Origin of the sequence: Streptomyces sp. NPDC007917, from assembly GCF_042959105.1 — a bacterium.
GTDB lineage: Bacteria > Actinomycetota > Actinomycetes > Streptomycetales > Streptomycetaceae > Streptomyces.
Genome location: NZ_JBIBKK010000030.1, coordinates 22790 through 40105, shown reverse-complemented (window position 1 = coordinate 40105; position 17316 = coordinate 22790). Strand labels below are relative to the sequence as shown.

Genomic DNA, 17316 nt, shown 5'->3' with positions numbered 1-17316 from the left:
CGGACGGCGGCCCTGGGCCGGTCCCTGTCCGGCGCGGCCACCGCGCCAGCTGCCAAGGAGTGAGTTCGTCTGTCGACCGCCATTCTCACCGGTCCCCCGGTCGCGGGCTCGTCCCTCGAGGACGACCTGCGGGCGCTGGGGTTCGACGTGCGCACGGCAGCCGACGCCGCCGGGGTCGCGAGGGAGCTCGCGGACACCCCGGCGCGTGAGCGGGTGGCCCTGGTCGACCCGCGCTTCGTCGGCCACCTCCACGCTCTGCGCCTGGCCCTGACCGATCCGCGCTTCCCGGCCGCCGCGGTCCGCGGCGCCCTCACCGCCCAGCCGGAGGCCCGCGCGGCGCTCATCCGCGCGCTGAAGGCGTACGCCCCCGGGGCGGCGGCGCCCGAGCGCGGCGCCCTCGCCGTGGCGGGCGCCACCGCGGCCCCCGGGGCGGAGATCCACCCGCCGGCCCCGGACGGCGCGGCCGTGCTGCCCGACGCCCTCGCCGACGCCCTGGGCGCGGGCGACGTCGCCGTGCACCGGCCCGAGCTGGGGGTGCTCGTCGCCGACGTACCCACGAACGCGGCGGGGCGCGCGGAGGCGCTGGCCCGCACCCGGGCGGTGGACGACGAGCAGGTGCGGCTGCGCAGCGCCGTCAAGGCGCGGGACGGCTTCTTCACCACCTTCTTCATCAGCCCCTACTCGCGCTACATCGCCCGCTGGTGCGCCCGTCGCGGGCTCACGCCCAACCAGGTCACCACCGCCTCCCTGCTGACCGCCCTCATCGCGGCGGGCTGCGCGGCCACCGGCACCCGCCCCGGGTTCATCGCGGCCGGGCTGCTGCTGATCGGCTCCTTCGTCCTGGACTGCACCGACGGCCAGCTCGCCCGCTACTCCCTCCAGTACTCCACGCTCGGCGCCTGGCTGGACGCGACGTTCGACCGGGCCAAGGAGTACGCGTACTACGCGGGGCTCGCACTGGGCGCCGCGCGCGGCGGGGGGGATGATGTCTGGGCGCTCGCGCTCGGCGCCATGGTGCTGCAGACCTGCCGCCACGTCGTCGACTTCTCCTTCAATGAGGCAAACGTCGGGGATCCTGGCGCCACCGGCAACACCAGCCCCACCGCCGCCCTCTCCAACCGCCTGGACGGCGTCGGCTGGACGGTCTGGCTGCGCCGGATGATCGTGCTGCCGATCGGCGAGCGCTGGGCGCTGATCGCGGTGCTCACCGCGTGCACCACGCCCCGTCTCACCTTCTCCGTACTGCTCATCGGCTGCGCGCTGGCCGCCTGCTACACCACCGCCGGCCGGGTGCTGCGGTCGCTGACGCGCAAGGCGCGGCGCACCGACCGCGCGGCGCTCGCCCTCGCGGACCTCGCCGACTCGGGCCCGCCGGCCCAGGGCTTCGCCGCGGCCCTCCGCGGTGTGGCGCGCCGGCTCCCGGCGTTCGCCGCCCCCGCTCTCGCCCTGCTCGGGGCGGCCGTCGTGGTCGCTGTGGCGGCGCTCACGCCCTTCGGCAGCCCCTGGGCGGTCGCCGCGGCCGCGGGCTACGCGCTCACCTCGGGACTGGCCGTGGCCCGGCCGCTGAAGGGTCCGCTCGACTGGCTTGTGCCGCCGGTCTTCCGCGCCGCGGAATACGGCACCATTCTGGTCCTGGCAGCTGACTCGGGGGTGAACGGGGCCTTGCCCGCCGCTTTCGGGCTGGTGTCGGCGGTCGCCTACCATCACTACGACACGGTGTACCGCATCCGTGGCGGCACCGGCGCGCCCCCGCACTGGCTGGTGCGGGCGATCGGCGGGCACGAGGGGCGGACCCTGGCGGTCACCGTCGCCGCCGCCCTGCTGTACGAGCAGAACCAAGGCTTCACCATCGCGCTGACCGCTCTCACGGCGGTTCTCGCGCTGGCTGTGCTCAGCGAGAGCATCCGCTTCTGGGTGTCCTCCGGAGCACCCGCTGTACACGACGAAACAGGAGAACCCGCATGATCGGCCTCGTGCTGGCGGCCGGCGCCGGACGGCGTCTGCGCCCTTACACCGACACCCTCCCCAAGGCCCTGGTGCCTGTCGATGGCGATACGACCGTCCTCGACCTGACCCTCGGCAACTTCGCGGAGGTGGGCCTGACCGAGGTCGCGATCGTGGTCGGTTACCGCAAGGAGGCCGTGTACGAGCGCAAGGAGGCGCTGGAGGCGAAGTACGGCCTCAAGCTCACCCTCATCGACAACGACAAGGCCGAGGAGTGGAACAACGCCTACTCCCTGTGGTGCGCCCGTGACGCGATCCAGCACACTGTGATCCTCGCCAACGGCGACACCGTGCACCCGGTCTCCGTCGAGAAGACCCTGCTCGCCGCCCGGGGCAACGGTCAGAAGATCATCCTCGCCCTGGACACGGTCAAGAAGCTGGCCGACGAGGAGATGAAGGTCATCGTGGACCCCGAGAAGGGCGTCCAGAAGATCACCAAGCTCATGGACCCGTCCGAGGCCACCGGCGAGTACATCGGCGTCACCCTCATCGAGGGCGAGGCCGCCGCCGAACTGGCGGACGCGCTGAAGACCACCTTCGAGCGCGACCCCGACCTGTACTACGAGGACGGCTACCAGGAGCTGGTGAACCGCGGCTTCAAGGTCGACGTGGCCCCGATCGGCGACGTCAAGTGGGTCGAGATCGACAACCACGACGACCTGGCGAAGGGCCGTGAGATCGCATGCCAGTACTGACCCGCCTCATCCCGTCTCCCGTCTCCGTCGACATCAACGCCGGGGCCCTGGACGACTTGGCGGGCCTGCTGGCCGACCAGCGCATTTCGCCCTCCGGCAAGCTGGCGGTCGCGATCAGCGGGGGCTCCGGCGCCGTACTGCGCGACCGGCTGTCCCCGGTGCTGCCGGGCGCCGACTGGTTCGAGCTGGCCGACGGCACCATCGACGGCGCCGTCCAGCTGGCCGACGCCATGAAGTCCGGGCACTACGACGCGGTCGTCGGCCTGGGCGGCGGGAAGATCATCGACGCCGCCAAGTACGCCGCCGCGCGCATCGGGCTGCCGATGGTCGCCGTCGCGACCAACCTCTCGCACGACGGCATCTGCTCGCCGGTGTCGATCCTGGACAACGACGCCGGCCGTGGCTCATACGGGGTACCGACCCCGATCGCGCTGGTCATCGACCTCGATGTGATCCGCGACGCCCCGGTGCGCTTCGTCCGCTCCGGCATCGGCGACGCCGTCTCCAACATCTCCGCGATCGCGGACTGGGAGCTGTCGCACCGCGAGACCGGCGAGCCGATCGACGGCCTCGCGGCTGCCATGGCCCGTACGGCGGGCGAGTCGGTGCTCCGGCACCCCGGCGGCTGCGGCGACGACGACTTCCTCACCGTGCTGTCCGAGGGCCTGGTGCTGTCCGGTATCGCCATGTCGATCGCCGGTCACACCCGGCCGTCCTCCGGCGCCTGCCATGAGATCAGCCACGCCTTCGACCTGCTCTTCCCCAAGCGCTCCGCGCTCCACGGCGAGCAGGTCGGCCTCGGCGCCGCCTTCGCGATGCACCTGCGGGGCGCGCATGAGGAGTCCGCGCTGATGGTCGACGTACTGCGGCGGCACGGCCTGCCCGTCCTGCCGAACGAAATCGGATTCAGTGAGGACGAGTTCGTCAAGGCGGTGGAGTACGCGCCGCAGACCCGCCCCGGGCGCTACACGATCCTCGAGCACCTTGACCTCTCCTCCGACGCGATCAGGGACGCATACGCCGACTATGCCAAAGCAGTCAGTCAAACCATCGGTGGCTGAACTCCGCCCGGTCGTCCACCCCGCGGGGGTGAAGGACCGGCGGAGCGGTGAGCACTGGATGGGACGCCTCTACATGCGCGAGGTCTCCCTGCGGGTCGACCGCCATCTGGTCAACACCAGGGTCACGCCCAACCAGCTCACATACCTGATGACCGTCTGCGGCGTGCTCGCGGCCCCGGCCCTGCTGGTGCCGGGGATCCCGGGCGCCGTGCTCGGTGTGCTGATGGTCCAGCTCTACCTGCTGCTCGACTGCGTGGACGGCGAGATCGCGCGCTGGCGGCAGCAGTTCTCCCTCGGCGGGGTCTATCTGGACCGCGTCGGCGCCTATCTGACCGACGCCGCGGTCCTCGTCGGCTTCGGCCTGCGCGCCGCCGATCTGTGGGGCAGCGGGCGGATCGACTGGCTGTGGGCCTTCCTCGGCACCCTGGCCGCCCTCGGCGCGATCCTGATCAAGGCCGAGACGGACCTCGTCGGCGTCGCCCGCCACCAGGGCGGGCTGCCGCCGGTCAAGGAGGCGGCGTCCGAGCCGCGCTCCTCCGGCATGGCGATGGCCCGCAGGGCCGCCGCGGCGCTCAAGTTCCACCGGCTGGTGCTCGGGATCGAGGCGTCCCTGCTGATCCTGGTCCTCGCGGTGGTGGACTCGATCCGGGGCGACCTGTTCTTCTCCCGGCTCGGCGTCGCCGTACTCGCCGGCATCGCCCTTCTGCAAACTCTTCTTCACCTGGTGTCCATCCTCGCGTCGAGCAGGCTGAAGTGATGACGGACACACTCACGGTCGGCGCGGTCGTCCTGACGATGGGCAACCGCCCCGACGAGCTGCGCGCGCTGCTCGACTCGGTCGCCAAACAGGACGGCGACCGGATCGAGGTGGTCGTCGTGGGCAACGGCTCACCGCTGCCCGAGCTCCCGGACGGGGTGCGCACCGTCGAGCTCCCGGAGAACGTGGGCATCCCGGCGGGGCGCAACGTCGGCATCGAGGCGTTCGGCCCCGGCGGCACCGACGTCGACGTGCTGCTCTTCCTCGACGACGACGGTCTGCTGCCCCATACGAACACCGCCGAGCTGTGCCGCCAGGCCTTCGCCGCCGACCCCGAGCTCGGCATCATCTCCTTCCGTATCGCCGATCCCGAGACCGGCACCACACAGCGCCGCCATGTGCCCCGGCTGCGCGCCTCCGACCCCATGCGGTCCTCGCGGGTGACCACCTTCCTCGGCGGTGCCAACGCGGTCCGTACGAAGGTCTTCGCGCAGGTCGGCGGGTTGCCGGACGATTTCTTCTACGCCCATGAGGAGACCGACCTCGCCTGGCGCGCCCTGAACGCGGGCTGGATGATCGATTACCGGTCGGACATGGTGCTGCACCACCCGGCCACCGCGCCGAGCAGGCACGCCGTCTACCACCGCATGGTCGCCCGCAACCGGGTCTGGCTGGCGCGGCGCAATCTCCCGATCCCGCTCATCCCCGTCTATCTCGGCGTCTGGCTGCTGCTCACCTTGGCCAGGCGACCCTCGAAAGCCGCCCTCCGTGCCTGGTTGGGCGGGTTCCGGGAAGGCTGGAAGACACCGTGTGGTGCACGCCGCCCCATGAAGTGGCGTACGGTATGGCGCCTGACCCGACTGGGCCGACCGCCTGTCATCTGACAAGCTCGTATCTGAGAGCATCGGGCGCGACCCGGGGCGCGGCCCCCGTCAGCGCACCCCTGATGAGGACGAAAGTGTCAACTGTGAGCGAGACTACGCACAACAGTGCGGTCGCCAGCGCCCCGCCGTCGCCGGATGACGGCCTGGCCCCGGCAGAGCTGGCGGCGAAATACGGGCTGTCGGTGAGCGGCGCCCGGGTGGGCCTTGTCGAGTACATCAAGCAGATGTGGGGCAGGCGCCATTTCATTCTGGCTTTTTCGCAGGCCAAGCTCACCGCCCAGTACAGCCAGGCCAAGCTCGGCCAGCTGTGGCAGGTGGCGACGCCGCTGCTGAACGCGGCGGTCTACTTCTTCATCTTCGGCCTGCTCCTGAAGAGCAACAGGGGCATGGACCACGACATGTACATCCCGTTCCTGGTGACGGGTGTCTTCGTCTTCACGTTCACTCAGAACTCCGCGATGTCGGGTGTGCGCGCGATCTCCGGGAACCTGGGCCTGGTGCGGGCCCTGCACTTCCCGCGCGCCTCGCTTCCCATCTCCTTCTCGCTCCAGCAGCTCCAGCAGCTGCTGTTCTCGATGATCGTGCTGGTCGTCGTGCTGGTGGGCTTCGGGCACTACCCGGCCCTGGCCTGGCTGCTGATCCTCCCGGTGCTCGCACTGCAGTTCGTCTTCAACACCGGTCTCTCGCTGATCATGGCCCGGCTCGGGGCCAAGACCCCGGACCTGGCGCAGCTGCTGCCGTTCATCCTGCGGACGTGGATGTACGCGTCCGGTGTGATGTACCCGCTGGCTCCCACGCTCTCGCGGGCCGGGGCGAGCGGCTGGATCGCCGACGTCATGCTGGGGAACCCGGCCGCCGTCTACATGGACCTGATGCGGTACGCGCTGATCGACGACTACGGTCAGGGGTACCTGCCTCCGCATGTGTGGGCGCTGGCCCTGGGCTGGGCGGTGGTCTTCGGCGCCGGCGGCTTCGTGTACTTCTGGAAGGCAGAGGAGCAGTACGGCCGTGGCTGAGCAAACCCTTGATCAGGAGACCTCCCAGGCGCCCCAGGCCGCTCAGGCGGCCCCGGCCGCGGGCCGCATCCCGACCGTCATCGCCGACGATGTGCACATCGTCTACCGCGTCAACGGCGGCCCCCGTGGCCGCGGCAGCGCCACCGCGGCCCTCAGCCGCATCCTCCGCCGCAAGAACGCCCCGGGCATGCGCGAGGTGCACGCCGTGCGCGGGGTCACCTTCGTGGCCTACCGCGGCGAGTCGATCGGCCTGATCGGCTCCAACGGCTCCGGCAAGTCGACGCTGCTCAAGGCCGTCGCGGGGCTGCTGCCCACCGAGCGCGGCAAGGTCTACACCGACGGCCAGCCGTCGCTGCTCGGGGTCAACGCGGCGCTGATGAACGACCTGACCGGCGAGCGGAACGTCATCCTCGGCGGACTGGCCATGGGAATGTCGCGGGAACAGATCCGCGAGCGCTACCAGGGCATCGTCGACTTCTCGGGCATCAACGAGAAGGGCGACTTCATCACGCTGCCGATGCGCACCTACTCCTCCGGTATGGCGGCCCGCCTGCGGTTCTCGATCGCCGCCGCCAAGGACCACGATGTGCTGATGATCGACGAGGCGCTGGCCACCGGCGACCGCAAGTTCCAGAAGCGCTCGGAGGCCCGCATCCGCGAGCTGCGCAAGGACGCCGGCACGGTCTTCCTGGTCAGCCACAACAACAAGTCGATCCGGGACACCTGTGACCGGGTGCTGTGGCTGGAGAAGGGCGAGCTGCTGATGGACGGCCCGACCGACGAGGTCATCAAGGCGTACGAGAAGGAGACCGGCAAGTAGCCGACTTCCGCGCATCAGCAGGCCCTGCCGGACACCCGTCCGGCAGGGCCTGCGGCGTCTGCCGGTTGACGCGGTGGGCTCATTCGGTGGGCGCTCATGCCGCGGGCGCTCATGCTGTGGCGTCGAAGAGCGCGACGGCGCCGCGCACCCGGATGTGATGGCGGCCGAACCGGGACCCGAGCGCGTCGTCCAGCAGCTCCAGCGAGTCCTCGGAGTTGTTGAGCACCCCGCGCCTGACACACTCGCGCTGGTGGAGCCGGGAGACCGCGGTATGGCGCACTCCGCGGGCCAGTACGGTGCTGCCGAACACCGGGGCCCCCGGCTCGAGATGGGGCAGCAGATGGTCGAAGACGGCGAACTTCGCCGGCGCCCCCGAGGGCAGGCAGTGCAGGACGAAGTTCAACGCGGCTGAGGTGAACCGCCGCCCCTCCAGCTCCATCGGGCGCAGCACATCGCGGCGCAGCGCCATGGGGCCGTAGCGCGCGATCCGGCGCTGTGCTCTCGCCAGCACCGTCGGGTTGAGGTCGACCAGGGTGATCTGCGGCAGGCGGGTGGGGAAGCGGCACCGGTCGAGGAAGTAGCCGGTGCCCGGACCGATGTCCAGATGGCGGTCGGAGACATGCCGGTCGTAGAGGGCGAGCATCTCCTCGGGCGGGCAGCGCCACACGGCGCGGCACACCCCGCCCAGGATGAGCGTGTCGTACACGGCGAGCAGGGGCCGGGAGTAGACGGCGGCCGCCGCGGCGGCGCTCCCCTTGTCCCGCTCGCGGTCGTGTTCGCGCTGGTCTCCCATACGATCGGCTCCCTTCCTGGACGCGCGCGGATTCCTGAACCGGCGCGGGACACAGCTTTCCTCCTCTTACAGATCCCGGCCTGCCGCCCATGGATACACGCGCAAAGGATGTATCCGCGTGGCGCGGAGCCGGATCTGTTGGGCAGTGCGGACAGCGAGCGGAGGAAGGGTCAGATGAGCCAGCCCGTCACCAGCAGGCCCGACATCAAAAGCGCCGAGTGGGACGCCATCGTCGTCGGCAGTGGCCTCGGAGGCGTCTCGGCCGCGGCCGTCCTGGCGCGTTCGGGGCTGAAGGTCCTCGTCTGTGAGCAGGGCGAAGGGGTGGGCGGGCTCGCACACGCCTTCACCCGGGACGGGAGGACCTTCGACTCGGCGATCCGGGTGCTGGCCGAGGGCGAGATGGTGCTCGGGCTGCTGGAGTGGCTGGGCGTCCAGGACCGGTGCGAGCTGACGGTCATCGACCATCTCTACCAGGCGGAGTTCCCGGGGATGAGCGTCTTCGCACCCACGGGCCTGGAGGAGTTCATGGAGGCTCATATCCGGCTCTTCCCGGACGAGGCGGAGGGCATCCGCGCCTTCTTCCAGCTGCGCCGCCAGATGTTCTGGGAGACGGCGCAGGCGCCGATGCGGGTGACCGACCCGTCGGCGCTCGGGCAGCTGGAAGAGCTGCTGCCGACGCTGATGAAGTACCGGACGGCGACGCTCGCGCAGGTCATGGACGAGTATCTGCGCGACCCGCGGCTGAAGGCCATGTGCTCGGCCCTGTGGCCGTATATGGGGGCACCGCCCTCGCAGCTGTCGTTCTTCGCCTACGCCCAGTTCATCGGGGTGCTCATCGACGGCCCGTACTACTGCAAGGGCAGCTTCCAGAATCTGGTGGACGCCTTTGTCACCGCGGTCGAGCGGCACGGGGGCCAGGTCCTCACCGGCACCCCCGTCGAGCGGATCCTGGTGCGGGACGGCCGGGTGGTGGGGGTGCGCACGGCGGAGGGGGACGTGTGCACCGCCCCGGTGGTCATCTCGAACGCGGACGCCCGCCAGACGTTCGAGCACCTGGTCGGCGCCGAGCATCTGCCCGCGCCCTACGCCAGGCGGCTGCGGCGGCTCCGGCCCTCGATGTCCGCCTGCGTCGTGTACGCGGCGACCACACAGGACGTGCCCGCCCTCGGCGTCGCGCACGAGACCTTCAAGTACAACCACTGGGACCACGAGGAGACCTGGCGGGATCTGATGGGCGGCCGTCCGGGCGGGATGTCGCTGTCCGTGATGACGATGCTCGATCCCGAGCTCGCTCCGCCGGGCGAGCATCTGCTGATCGGCACCGCGGTGGCGCCGTACCGGCTGCCCGGCGACAAGCCGTGGCAGCAGCACAAGGACCAGTTCGCGGACTCCCTGCTCGCCGAGTTCGAGCCCGTGATCCCCGGCCTGCGGGACCATCTGACGTTCCTGCAGGCGGGCACGCCCGTGACCATCGAACGCTATACGCGCAATCACGAGGGCGCCACCTACGGCTGGGCGCTGAGCCCCCACCAGATCGGAGGGAAGCGGCTCGCCCACCAGACGCCGGTGCCCGGACTGTTTCTCTCCGGCCACTGGACCGAGGAGGGCCCGGCGTCCTTCCGGGTGGTCCTCTCCGGTATGAACACGGCCCGTGAGGTGCTCGGCCACCTCGGCACCGGTCTGGACGTGCCCACCTTCAAACCCGACGACGTGCCGCAGTTGGCGCTGGACAGGTGAAAGGCAGCCCCCCATGACCACCGTATTCGTGCCGCCCGGCCCCCGGGGCCACCCCGTGCTCGGCAGCATCCGTGAGATCCAGCGGGACAATGTGTCGGCCTTCATGCACGCGTTCCGGCACCACGGCGACATCGTCAACTTCCGCGGCCCGCTGAGGATCACTCTGCTGGCCCACCCGGACCATGTCCAGCATGTGCTGCGCGACCACCACAAGCACTATCCGCGGCCGCGCAAGGTGCAGGGCTGTCTGAGCACGATCGTCGGGGACGGGCTGGTGGCCGCCGAGGGCGGCTCCTGGCTCCGCTCCCGGCGGCTCACCCAGCCGGCTTTCCACCGCGACATCCTCCGCCGCTTCGGGGAGACCTTCACCCGCACCACCTCCGAGATGCTGGACGACTGGGAGCGGCGCCGCGGCCAGGGCCGGCCGCTGGACATCAAGTCGGAGATGATGCATCTGAGCCTGGCCAACCTGGCCAGGGCGCTGTTCAAGGCGGATCTCACCGACGCCATCGCCAGGATCGAGCCGGCCGTCCAGGGAGCGCTGAGCTTCACCCACCGCCGGATGACCTCCCCCGTTGACCCGCTGGGGATCCCGTCCAGGGCCCGGGGGCGCTTCCGGGAGGCGCTCGGGACGATCAATTCGGTGCTCTATCCGATGATCGTCGCGCGTCGCCGGGAGGGCGGCGAGGACGACCTGGTCAGCATGCTCATCGACGCCAAGGACCCCGGCTCGGGCGAGGCGTTCACCGACGAGCAGATCAGGGACGAGGTGAGCGGTTTCTTCGTGGCCGGCCATGAGACGGTCTCCACCGCCCTCACCTGGACCTGGTATCTGCTCTCGCTCAACCCCGAGAGCAGGCGCCGGGTCCAGGACGAGGTGGACCGGACACTGGCCGGGCGCGTCCCGACGGTGGACGACCTGCCGAAGCTCACCTACACGACCATGGTGCTCCAGGAGGCCATGCGCCTGTATCCGCCGATCTTCGTCTATATGCGCTGTGCCGCGCGGGACGACGAAATCGGTGGCTATCACGTGCCCGCCGGGCGCTGGGTCGTGGTCTGCCCCTATGTGACCCACCGTCACCCCGAGTTCTGGGACAACCCGGAGGGCTTCGAACCCGGGCGGTTCACCCCCGGGAACAGCGAGGGCCGCCACCGGATGGCGTACCTCCCGTTCGGCGCGGGACCGCGCAAGTGCATCGGCGACTCGTTCGCGATGCTGCAGATGCCCCTGGTGGTCGCCATGGTCGCGCAGCGGTTCCGGCTGGACCTGGTGGAGGGCCAGCGGGTCTTCCCGGAGCCGGCGATCTCCCTGCGCCCCCGGGACCCCATGTGGATGTGGCTCCGGCCCGTTGAGGAGGGATCCCGATGACCCGTCAAGCGCCAGGCCCCAAGGGCGAGCCGGTCCTCGGCAGCGCACGGGCCTTTCAGTCCGACATCCTGCGGGCCCTGCAGCGGGGGCGCCGGGAGTACGGCGATGTCGTGCGGTTCGAGGGCATCGGCCCGCTCTTCCCGGTGTTCTTCGTCGGCCACCCCGACGGGATCAAGGAGATCCTGCAGGACAAGCACCGCAACTTCCCCAAGACGCCCTTCGTCAGCGACCGCTGGCGGGCCCTGGTGGGCGACGGCCTCATCTGCAGCGAGGGCGAGCTGTGGAAGCGCCAGCGCAGGCTCTGCCAGCCCGCCTTCCACCGCCGTCTGATCACCAGCTTCGCCACCGGGATGACCGAGGCCACCGCCGAGCTGCTGGACCGCTGGGAGGCCGCGGCGCGGGCGCACCGGGAGGTGGATGTCACCCTCGACATGACCCGGCTGGCGCTGAGCGTCCTGGGCGGCGCCCTGTTCGGCGCGAACTGGCGGCAGGACTCCGAGGTCATGGCACACGCCGTCGAAGTGGCCATCGGCGAGGCGTACAAGAAGTTCGGGAAGTTCGTCAGCCTGCCCGAGGGCGTGCCCACCCCCGCCAATCTGAGGTTCGCCAGGGCCAGGAAGCAGCTCGACCGGATCATCTACCGCGTCATCGAGGACCGGCGGGCCGACCGGGGGCCGCACCCCGACGATCTGCTCGAGGCGTTGATGACCGCCACCGAGGACGACGGCTCGGGCATGACCGTCGAGCAGGTTCGCAACGAGGTCATGACCTTCATGTTCGGCGGCCATGAGACCGTCGCCTCCGGGCTGACCTGGGCGCTGTATCTGCTCTCCCGCCACCCCGAGGTCGCCGCGCGGCTGGAGGCCGAGGTGGACGAGGTGCTGGGCGGCCGCCTCCCCGGAGTCGAGGATCTGCCGCGGCTGCCCTATGTCGACCGGGTGGTGCGTGAGTCGCTGCGGCTCTACCCCCCGGTGTCGCTCATCTCGCGCACCCCGCTGGAGGACGACACCGTGCTCGGCTATGACATCCCCAAGGGCTCGATGGTGCTGCTCTCCTCCTTTGTGACCCATCGGCACCCGGACTTCTGGCCCAATCCCGAGGGCTTCGACCCCGATCGCTGGATCCCGCTGGGCGAGCAGGGGCCGCACCGCTATGCCTGGTGGCCGTTCTCCGGCGGTCCCCGCAAATGCATCGGGGACGTCTTCGGGCTGCAGGAGATGAGGCTGGTGCTGGCCATGATGGCGCAGCGGGTACGGATCCGGCTCGCGCCCGGCCACCCCGTGATCCCACGCCCCGGCATCACCCTGGGACAGGAGCAGGGCGTGATCGCCACCGTCGCGCTGCGCGAGAAGGCGCCGCCCGCCGCGCCCCGTGCCCTTGCGGTCGCGGACCCCGAAGCCGTCGCGGCCACCGCGGGTTGCCCGGTGCACGGAGGGGGAGCGCGATGACACTCGCCACCGAACCCGCCCTGGGGGCGGGTCTGGAGACCGTATGGGCCTATCTCCATGAGTGCGGGGGCGCCCGGCAGCACGCGCTGGCCGACCGGCTGGTGGCCCGGGGCGCCCGGCTGCACAATCCGCCCTGGCTCGGCCCGGACGGTCGCGGCGCGGCCGGAGTCAGGGACCATCTCGTGTTGTTCCACCGAGCGTTCCCCGACCTGCGTACCGACGTCGAGGACTTCTTCGGCGCCGGTGACCGCGTCGTGGCCCGGCTCACCCACCGGGGGACCCACCGAGGGCCCTGGCTGGGCGTCCCCGCCACCGGGCGCGAGGTGGAGTTCTCACAGACGCTGATCTTCCGCGTCGAGGACGGGCCAGGCGGCCGGATCGCCGAGATCTGGCAGCAGATGGACGCGCTCGGCACCCTGATCGCCCTGGGCGCCGCGCCGCCGCTGGGCACCACGAGCGCCCTGCGCGCGCTGGGCTGGGCCATCGCGGCGGCGCACCACCGGGCCCACCACCGCGTGCCGCAGGACCAGCCGTGGCCATGGCGGGGGACCGACCGCCGGCACACCCCCGCCTTCCGCGGCGCCCTGTCGGGCGCTGCCCCGGCCTCCGCCGATCTGCTCGAGGCCAATGCCCTGCCGCTGCGGCGCTGGATCGCGGAGTGCGTCAACGAACAGGCCGTGCACATCTGTCAGGAGATCTTCCACGAGAACTACCGTGGCCACTCCCCGCCCCACGCCGAGCCCGAGCCGCTGCGCGGCCCGAAGGGCTACGAGCGCTTCATCCGCGGGATCCTGACCGGCTTCCCCGATGCCGAGGCGACCATCGAGGACCTGATCCCGGTGGGCGACCGGGTCGCCTGCCGGGTCCGGATGACCGGCACCCATCTGGGCCCTTACCGCGGACTGCCGCCCACCGGCCGGCCGTTCTCCCTCGGGCAGATCGTGATCTGCCGCATCGAGGACGGCAGGATCGTGGAGAGCTGGCAGGAGATCGACGCCCTGGGGCTGATGCTGGGCTTCGGAGTGGTGCCCCGGCCCGGGTCCGGCTCCGCCGGCTATCTCCTGTGGTTCGCCCGGCTCGCCGCGACACTGGCCACCGCCCCGCGCCGGATCGCCGCCACACGCGAGGGGGCGAGGGCATGACCGGCGCCCATGAGACCGCCGACGCGGCGGTCCTCGGCCGCACCCTCGCGGCGTACGGCGGGGCGGGCCGCTGGGCGTCCGCCGAGCGGATCGAAGCGGAGCTCTCCTGCGGCGGCCTGCTCTTCCGCTGGAAGCGCGGCCGCGCCGGGACGTTCGACCGGATGCGCGTCACCGCGGAGGTGGCGAGGCAGCGCATCCGGTTCCACGGCTTCGACGGCCCCCTCGACGGGGTGCTGGAAGGCCACGAGGTGCGGCTGGAGCGGGACGGGGCGGTGATCGCGCGGCGCATGGACGCCCGCGCCCCGTTCCCCGGCGGTCGCCGCCTGCTGCGCTGGGACTCGTTGGACATGATGTACTTTCTGGGCTACGCCCTGTGGAACTACCTCGCCTTTCCCGCCCTGCTGCGCCGCGAGGACATGAGCTGGCGCGCCGACGGCCCCGATGCCCTCCTGGCGCGCTTCCCCGAGCACCTGGCCACCCACTGCCCGCAGCAGCGCTTCCGGCTCGACCCGGCCACCGGCCTGGTCACCGAGCACGAGTACACCGCCGAGGTCTTCGGCCGCGGTTGGGCGCACGCCTGCCATCTCACCAGCGAGTACCGGGAGGCCGACGGCGTCCCGTACGCCTCCCGCCGCCGGGTGATGCCGAGGCGCCCGCGGGCCGGGGGAGCGATGCCGCGCCCCGTGCTCATCTGGGCCGACATCCACGACTACGCACTGACGAAGACTCGGTAAGGAGAAAGTCCATGCTCGATCGCTTGGCCCGGGCCATCGTCCGGCGCCCCAGGGCGTTCCTCATCGCGGTCCTCGGCTTCATGCTGATCGCCGGCCCGTTGGGCGGGCCCGTCGTCGGCAAGCTCGTCAACGGCGGGTTCGAGGACCCGAAGTCGGAGTCCAGCCTGGCGAAGCAGGCCTTGGACGAGCACTTCGGGGTGAAGGACTCCAATCTGGTGCTGCTGGTCCGGGCGCCAGGCTCGGTCGACGCGGACCCGGCCGCCGAGGACGGTGCCGCCCTGACCCGGCGGCTGGCGGCCGAGCCCGGGATCTCCCAGGTAGCCTCCTACTGGAGCCAGGGCAGAGACCAGCGGCTGCGCAGCGAGGACTCCCGGTACGCGATGGTCATCGGGCACATCGGCGGCGGGGAGAACGCCGCCGCGGACCGTGTCGAGGGGCTGCGCAAGGAGTTCGCCGGCCGACAGGGGGCGCTGGAGGTGAAGCTCGGCGGCAGCACCGCCATGGGCTTCGACACCGACCACACGGTCCAAAAGGACCTCCAGAGGATGGAGGCCATCGCCTTTCCGGTGCTCTTCGTCATCCTGCTGCTGGTGTTCGGCAGTCTCGTCTCGGCGCTGCTGCCCCTGCTGATGGTCCTTCCGCTGCTGCTCGGCACGCTGCTCATGCTCCGGGCCATCACGCTGTTCACCGATGTGTCGGTCTTCGCGCTGAACGTGACGACCATCATCGGCCTGGGCATCGCCATCGACTACAGCCTGTTCATCGTGACCCGGTACCGGGAGGAGATCAGGGACCGTGGCGGCGATCTGACGGACAACGAGGTGCGGTCGGCGGCGATCGTGGCCGCGGTGCGCACGGCCGGGCGCACCGTGGTGTTCTCCGCCGTCACGGTCATGCTCTCCATGGCCGCCCTCGCGCTCTTCCCGCTGCTGTTCCTGCGCTCGATCGCCGTGGCGGGTATCGGTGTGATGCTGTTCGCCGCGCTGGCGGCCATCATCGTGATGCCGATGCTGCTCGCCCTGTTCGGCGCGAAGATCGACAGCCTGGACCTGAGGAAGGGTGTGCGGCGTCTGCTCGGCCGCCCGCCCCGGCCGCGGGCCGAACTGGAGCACGGCCTGTGGCATCGGCTGGCCACCTTCGTGATGCGTTTCGCCGCGCCGGTCGCCGTGGTGGCGACCGCGGCCCTGCTGTTCCTCGGACTTCCGTTCCTGGGCGCCGAATACAGCCTGCCGGACGACCGTCAGCTGCCGAAGACGGCGCAGAGCCGCCAGGTGGGGGATGTCATCCGCGCGGACTTCGGCTCCCGGGAGGCCGATGTGATCGCGGTCGTGGCCACCGGGATCGGGGACCCGAAGCGGCAGACCGCGGCGATCGGGGCGTACGCGGAGCGGATCTCGAAGCTCGACGGCGTGGAGTCGGTGTCCTCGGCCGCCGGTGTGTTCGCGCACGGCGCGCGGGTGGCCCCGGCCGGACCCGGCACCGCCGCGCTGGCCGCGAAGTCCGCCACCTATCTGCGGGTCTCCCCGGCCGTCGAGCCGTTCTCCGCCGCCGGTGAGCGGCTGGTCCACGACATCCGCGGCGCCGACTCCCCCTGGCCGGTGAGGGTGGCGGGCAGCGGCCCCGCACTGGTCGACACCAAGGACGCGCTCGGCGACCGGATGCCCATGGTGCTGGGGTTCATGACGCTCTCCACGTTCCTGCTGCTCTTCTTGTTCACCGGCAGTCTGCTGCTGCCGCTGAAGGCACTGGTCCTGAACGCGCTGAGTCTGAGCGCGACCTTCGGCGCCATGGTGTGGATCTTCCAGGAGGGGCATCTGGCGGGGGCGCTGGACGCGACGGTGACCGGGTCCTTGATCACTCTCACCCCCATTCTGATGTTCTGCCTGATGTTCGGGCTCTCGATGGACTACGAGGTGTTCATGCTCTCCCGCATCAAGGAGGAGTACGAGCGCACCGGGGACAACACCGCGGCCGTTGCCCGCGGCCTGGAGCTGACCGGCCGGCTGGTGACGGCGGCGGCGCTGCTGCTGGGCGTGGTGATGGTGGTGAGCCTGTTCACCGCGCAGATCACCTTCCAGAAGATGCTCGGCCTCGGCCTGACGGTCGCCCTCGTGGTGGACACCCTGGTCGTCCGCGGTCTGCTGCTGCCCGCCTTCATGCGGCTCGCGGGCTCGGCCAACTGGTGGGCCCCGGGCGCGCTGCGCCGGGTGCACCGCAGGTTCGGGCTCAGCGAGGCGCCGGGGAGGACGGGCCAGGGCCGCATGGCGAAGGCCCCTTCGGCGGCGAAGGAGCCCGATGTGCCGGCGGCCGCCGGTTCCTGACAACACCGCCGGGCCGGGCATGACCTTCCGTCATGCCCGGCCCGGCCGGGTCGTACACGCCTCGGGTCCGCCTCACCCCTGCCCTGGCCTCACAGCCGCGCCGCCCGCTCGGGCCTCTCCTCGACCTCGGCCCCGTCGGCCGAGGCGGCAGGGGCCCGGCGGGCCTCCCGGATCAGCAGCACGGCGGGGACCAGCCCCAGCAGCAGCGGGGTCGGCTCCAGGATGGCGGCGCCCACCACGCTCCAGGCGGCCAGCCCCCAGCCGATGGACTGCGGCACCACGACATCGAGCCGGGCCAGATGGCAGACCAGGACGCCGAGCAGCAGCAGTGGCACGGCGAAGCTGGCGAGCACGATCCAGAACGCTCCGTTGGCCCCGCTGGGGTGGGCGAACTGCTCGCGCGGCAGACCCCACAGGTCCCCGCGGAACCAGTCGTCCATGTGTCCCGTGTTCTGCGCCCCCATTCCCACCAGGTGCCCGATGCCCAGAGCGACCAGGCTTCGTCCCGCCCAGAGCGTCCTCATGGCGGCCC

Annotated in this window: 15 protein-coding genes; 13 read left to right on the top strand and 2 right to left on the bottom strand. The window is 71.1% G+C overall.

Features of this window, described 5'->3' with window-relative positions; genetic code table 11:
• Positions 1-69: 69 nt before the first annotated feature.
• From ACFZDL_RS38925 to ACFZDL_RS38895, 7 genes are all read left to right on the top strand, one after another.
• Positions 70-1965 carry a DUF5941 domain-containing protein gene (locus ACFZDL_RS38925; RefSeq protein WP_353595285.1) on the top strand — a complete coding sequence of 632 codons (1896 nt, stop codon included), beginning with the start codon at positions 70-72 and terminating at the stop codon, positions 1963-1965.
• Entirely contained in the window at positions 1962-2699 is a 738-nt protein-coding gene (locus ACFZDL_RS38920; RefSeq protein WP_353595216.1) for a phosphocholine cytidylyltransferase family protein, read from the top strand. Before ACFZDL_RS38925 ends, ACFZDL_RS38920 begins: the two co-directional genes overlap by 4 nt.
• Positions 2687-3760 carry an iron-containing alcohol dehydrogenase family protein gene (locus ACFZDL_RS38915; protein WP_353595214.1) on the top strand — a complete coding sequence of 358 codons (1074 nt, stop codon included), beginning with the start codon at positions 2687-2689 and terminating at the stop codon, positions 3758-3760. Before ACFZDL_RS38920 ends, ACFZDL_RS38915 begins: the two co-directional genes overlap by 13 nt.
• Positions 3726-4517 (top strand): CDP-alcohol phosphatidyltransferase family protein, encoded by a 792-nt coding sequence (locus ACFZDL_RS38910; RefSeq protein ID WP_353595213.1) that lies wholly within the window; start codon positions 3726-3728, stop codon positions 4515-4517. Before ACFZDL_RS38915 ends, ACFZDL_RS38910 begins: the two co-directional genes overlap by 35 nt.
• Positions 4517-5401 (top strand): glycosyltransferase, encoded by an 885-nt coding sequence (locus tag ACFZDL_RS38905; RefSeq protein ID WP_353595211.1) that lies wholly within the window; start codon positions 4517-4519, stop codon positions 5399-5401. Before ACFZDL_RS38910 ends, ACFZDL_RS38905 begins: the two co-directional genes overlap by 1 nt.
• Positions 5402-5484: 83 nt before the next feature.
• Positions 5485-6417, top strand: coding sequence for an ABC transporter permease (locus ACFZDL_RS38900; protein ID WP_353595209.1), 933 nt, complete (start codon positions 5485-5487; stop codon positions 6415-6417).
• On the top strand, positions 6410-7237 hold the full coding sequence (locus ACFZDL_RS38895; protein ID WP_391193626.1) for an ATP-binding cassette domain-containing protein: 828 nt from the start codon (positions 6410-6412) through the stop codon (positions 7235-7237). Before ACFZDL_RS38900 ends, ACFZDL_RS38895 begins: the two co-directional genes overlap by 8 nt.
• Before the next feature lie 109 nt (positions 7238-7346).
• Here ACFZDL_RS38895 and ACFZDL_RS38890 read toward each other — a convergent pair whose 3' ends face one another.
• Complete coding sequence (locus ACFZDL_RS38890) at positions 7347-8030, bottom strand: class I SAM-dependent methyltransferase (protein ID WP_353595207.1); 684 nt, start codon at positions 8028-8030, stop codon at positions 7347-7349.
• Between the two features lie 174 nt (positions 8031-8204).
• Between ACFZDL_RS38890 and ACFZDL_RS38885 the strand changes: the two genes are divergently transcribed.
• From ACFZDL_RS38885 to ACFZDL_RS38860, 6 genes are read left to right on the top strand one after another with little or no spacing between them, the layout of a single operon-like run.
• Positions 8205-9767 (top strand): NAD(P)/FAD-dependent oxidoreductase, encoded by a 1563-nt coding sequence (locus tag ACFZDL_RS38885; RefSeq protein ID WP_353595205.1) that lies wholly within the window; start codon positions 8205-8207, stop codon positions 9765-9767.
• Between the two features lie 13 nt (positions 9768-9780).
• Positions 9781-11139, top strand: coding sequence for a cytochrome P450 (locus ACFZDL_RS38880; RefSeq protein WP_353595204.1), 1359 nt, complete (start codon positions 9781-9783; stop codon positions 11137-11139).
• Positions 11136-12587: a cytochrome P450 gene (locus tag ACFZDL_RS38875; RefSeq protein ID WP_353595203.1), complete on the top strand. Its 1452-nt coding sequence runs from the start codon at positions 11136-11138 to the stop codon at positions 12585-12587. The genes ACFZDL_RS38880 and ACFZDL_RS38875 overlap by 4 nt, the downstream gene beginning before the upstream one ends.
• On the top strand, positions 12584-13729 hold the full coding sequence (locus tag ACFZDL_RS38870) for an ester cyclase (RefSeq protein ID WP_353595202.1): 1146 nt from the start codon (positions 12584-12586) through the stop codon (positions 13727-13729). The genes ACFZDL_RS38875 and ACFZDL_RS38870 overlap by 4 nt, the downstream gene beginning before the upstream one ends.
• A complete protein-coding gene (locus ACFZDL_RS38865; protein ID WP_353595201.1) occupies positions 13726-14463 on the top strand; it encodes a hypothetical protein in 738 nt (245 codons plus the stop codon). The genes ACFZDL_RS38870 and ACFZDL_RS38865 overlap by 4 nt, the downstream gene beginning before the upstream one ends.
• Positions 14464-14474: 11 nt before the next feature.
• Positions 14475-16784, top strand: a complete 2310-nt coding sequence (locus ACFZDL_RS38860; protein WP_353595199.1) for an MMPL family transporter — start codon at positions 14475-14477, stop codon at positions 16782-16784.
• Positions 16785-16873: 89 nt separating this feature from the next.
• Here the strand turns inward: ACFZDL_RS38860 and ACFZDL_RS38855 are convergent, their stop codons facing one another.
• The gene (locus tag ACFZDL_RS38855; RefSeq protein ID WP_353595198.1) at positions 16874-17308 is read right to left on the bottom strand and encodes a DUF6463 family protein; all 435 of its coding nucleotides are present in this window, start codon (positions 17306-17308) and stop codon (positions 16874-16876) included.
• Positions 17309-17316 lie beyond the last annotated feature (8 nt).

Bases quoted from the DNA above. Each gene is read 5' to 3' on its own strand.
- ACFZDL_RS38905 (WP_353595211.1), top strand. From the start codon at position 4,517: ATGACGGACACACTCACGGTCGGCGCGGTCGTCCTGACGATGGGCAAC.
- ACFZDL_RS38870 (WP_353595202.1), top strand. From the start codon at position 12,584: ATGACACTCGCCACCGAACCCGCCCTGGGGGCGGGTCTGGAGACCGTA.
- ACFZDL_RS38920 (WP_353595216.1), top strand. From the start codon at position 1,962: ATGATCGGCCTCGTGCTGGCGGCCGGCGCCGGACGGCGTCTGCGCCCT.
- ACFZDL_RS38880 (WP_353595204.1), top strand. From the start codon at position 9,781: ATGACCACCGTATTCGTGCCGCCCGGCCCCCGGGGCCACCCCGTGCTC.
- ACFZDL_RS38860 (WP_353595199.1), top strand. From the start codon at position 14,475: ATGCTCGATCGCTTGGCCCGGGCCATCGTCCGGCGCCCCAGGGCGTTC.
- ACFZDL_RS38910 (WP_353595213.1), top strand. From the start codon at position 3,726: ATGCCAAAGCAGTCAGTCAAACCATCGGTGGCTGAACTCCGCCCGGTC.
- ACFZDL_RS38890 (WP_353595207.1), bottom strand. From the start codon at position 8,030: ATGGGAGACCAGCGCGAACACGACCGCGAGCGGGACAAGGGGAGCGCC.
- ACFZDL_RS38865 (WP_353595201.1), top strand. From the start codon at position 13,726: ATGACCGGCGCCCATGAGACCGCCGACGCGGCGGTCCTCGGCCGCACC.
- ACFZDL_RS38875 (WP_353595203.1), top strand. From the start codon at position 11,136: ATGACCCGTCAAGCGCCAGGCCCCAAGGGCGAGCCGGTCCTCGGCAGC.
- ACFZDL_RS38855 (WP_353595198.1), bottom strand. From the start codon at position 17,308: ATGAGGACGCTCTGGGCGGGACGAAGCCTGGTCGCTCTGGGCATCGGG.
- ACFZDL_RS38915 (WP_353595214.1), top strand. From the start codon at position 2,687: ATGCCAGTACTGACCCGCCTCATCCCGTCTCCCGTCTCCGTCGACATC.
- ACFZDL_RS38885 (WP_353595205.1), top strand. From the start codon at position 8,205: ATGAGCCAGCCCGTCACCAGCAGGCCCGACATCAAAAGCGCCGAGTGG.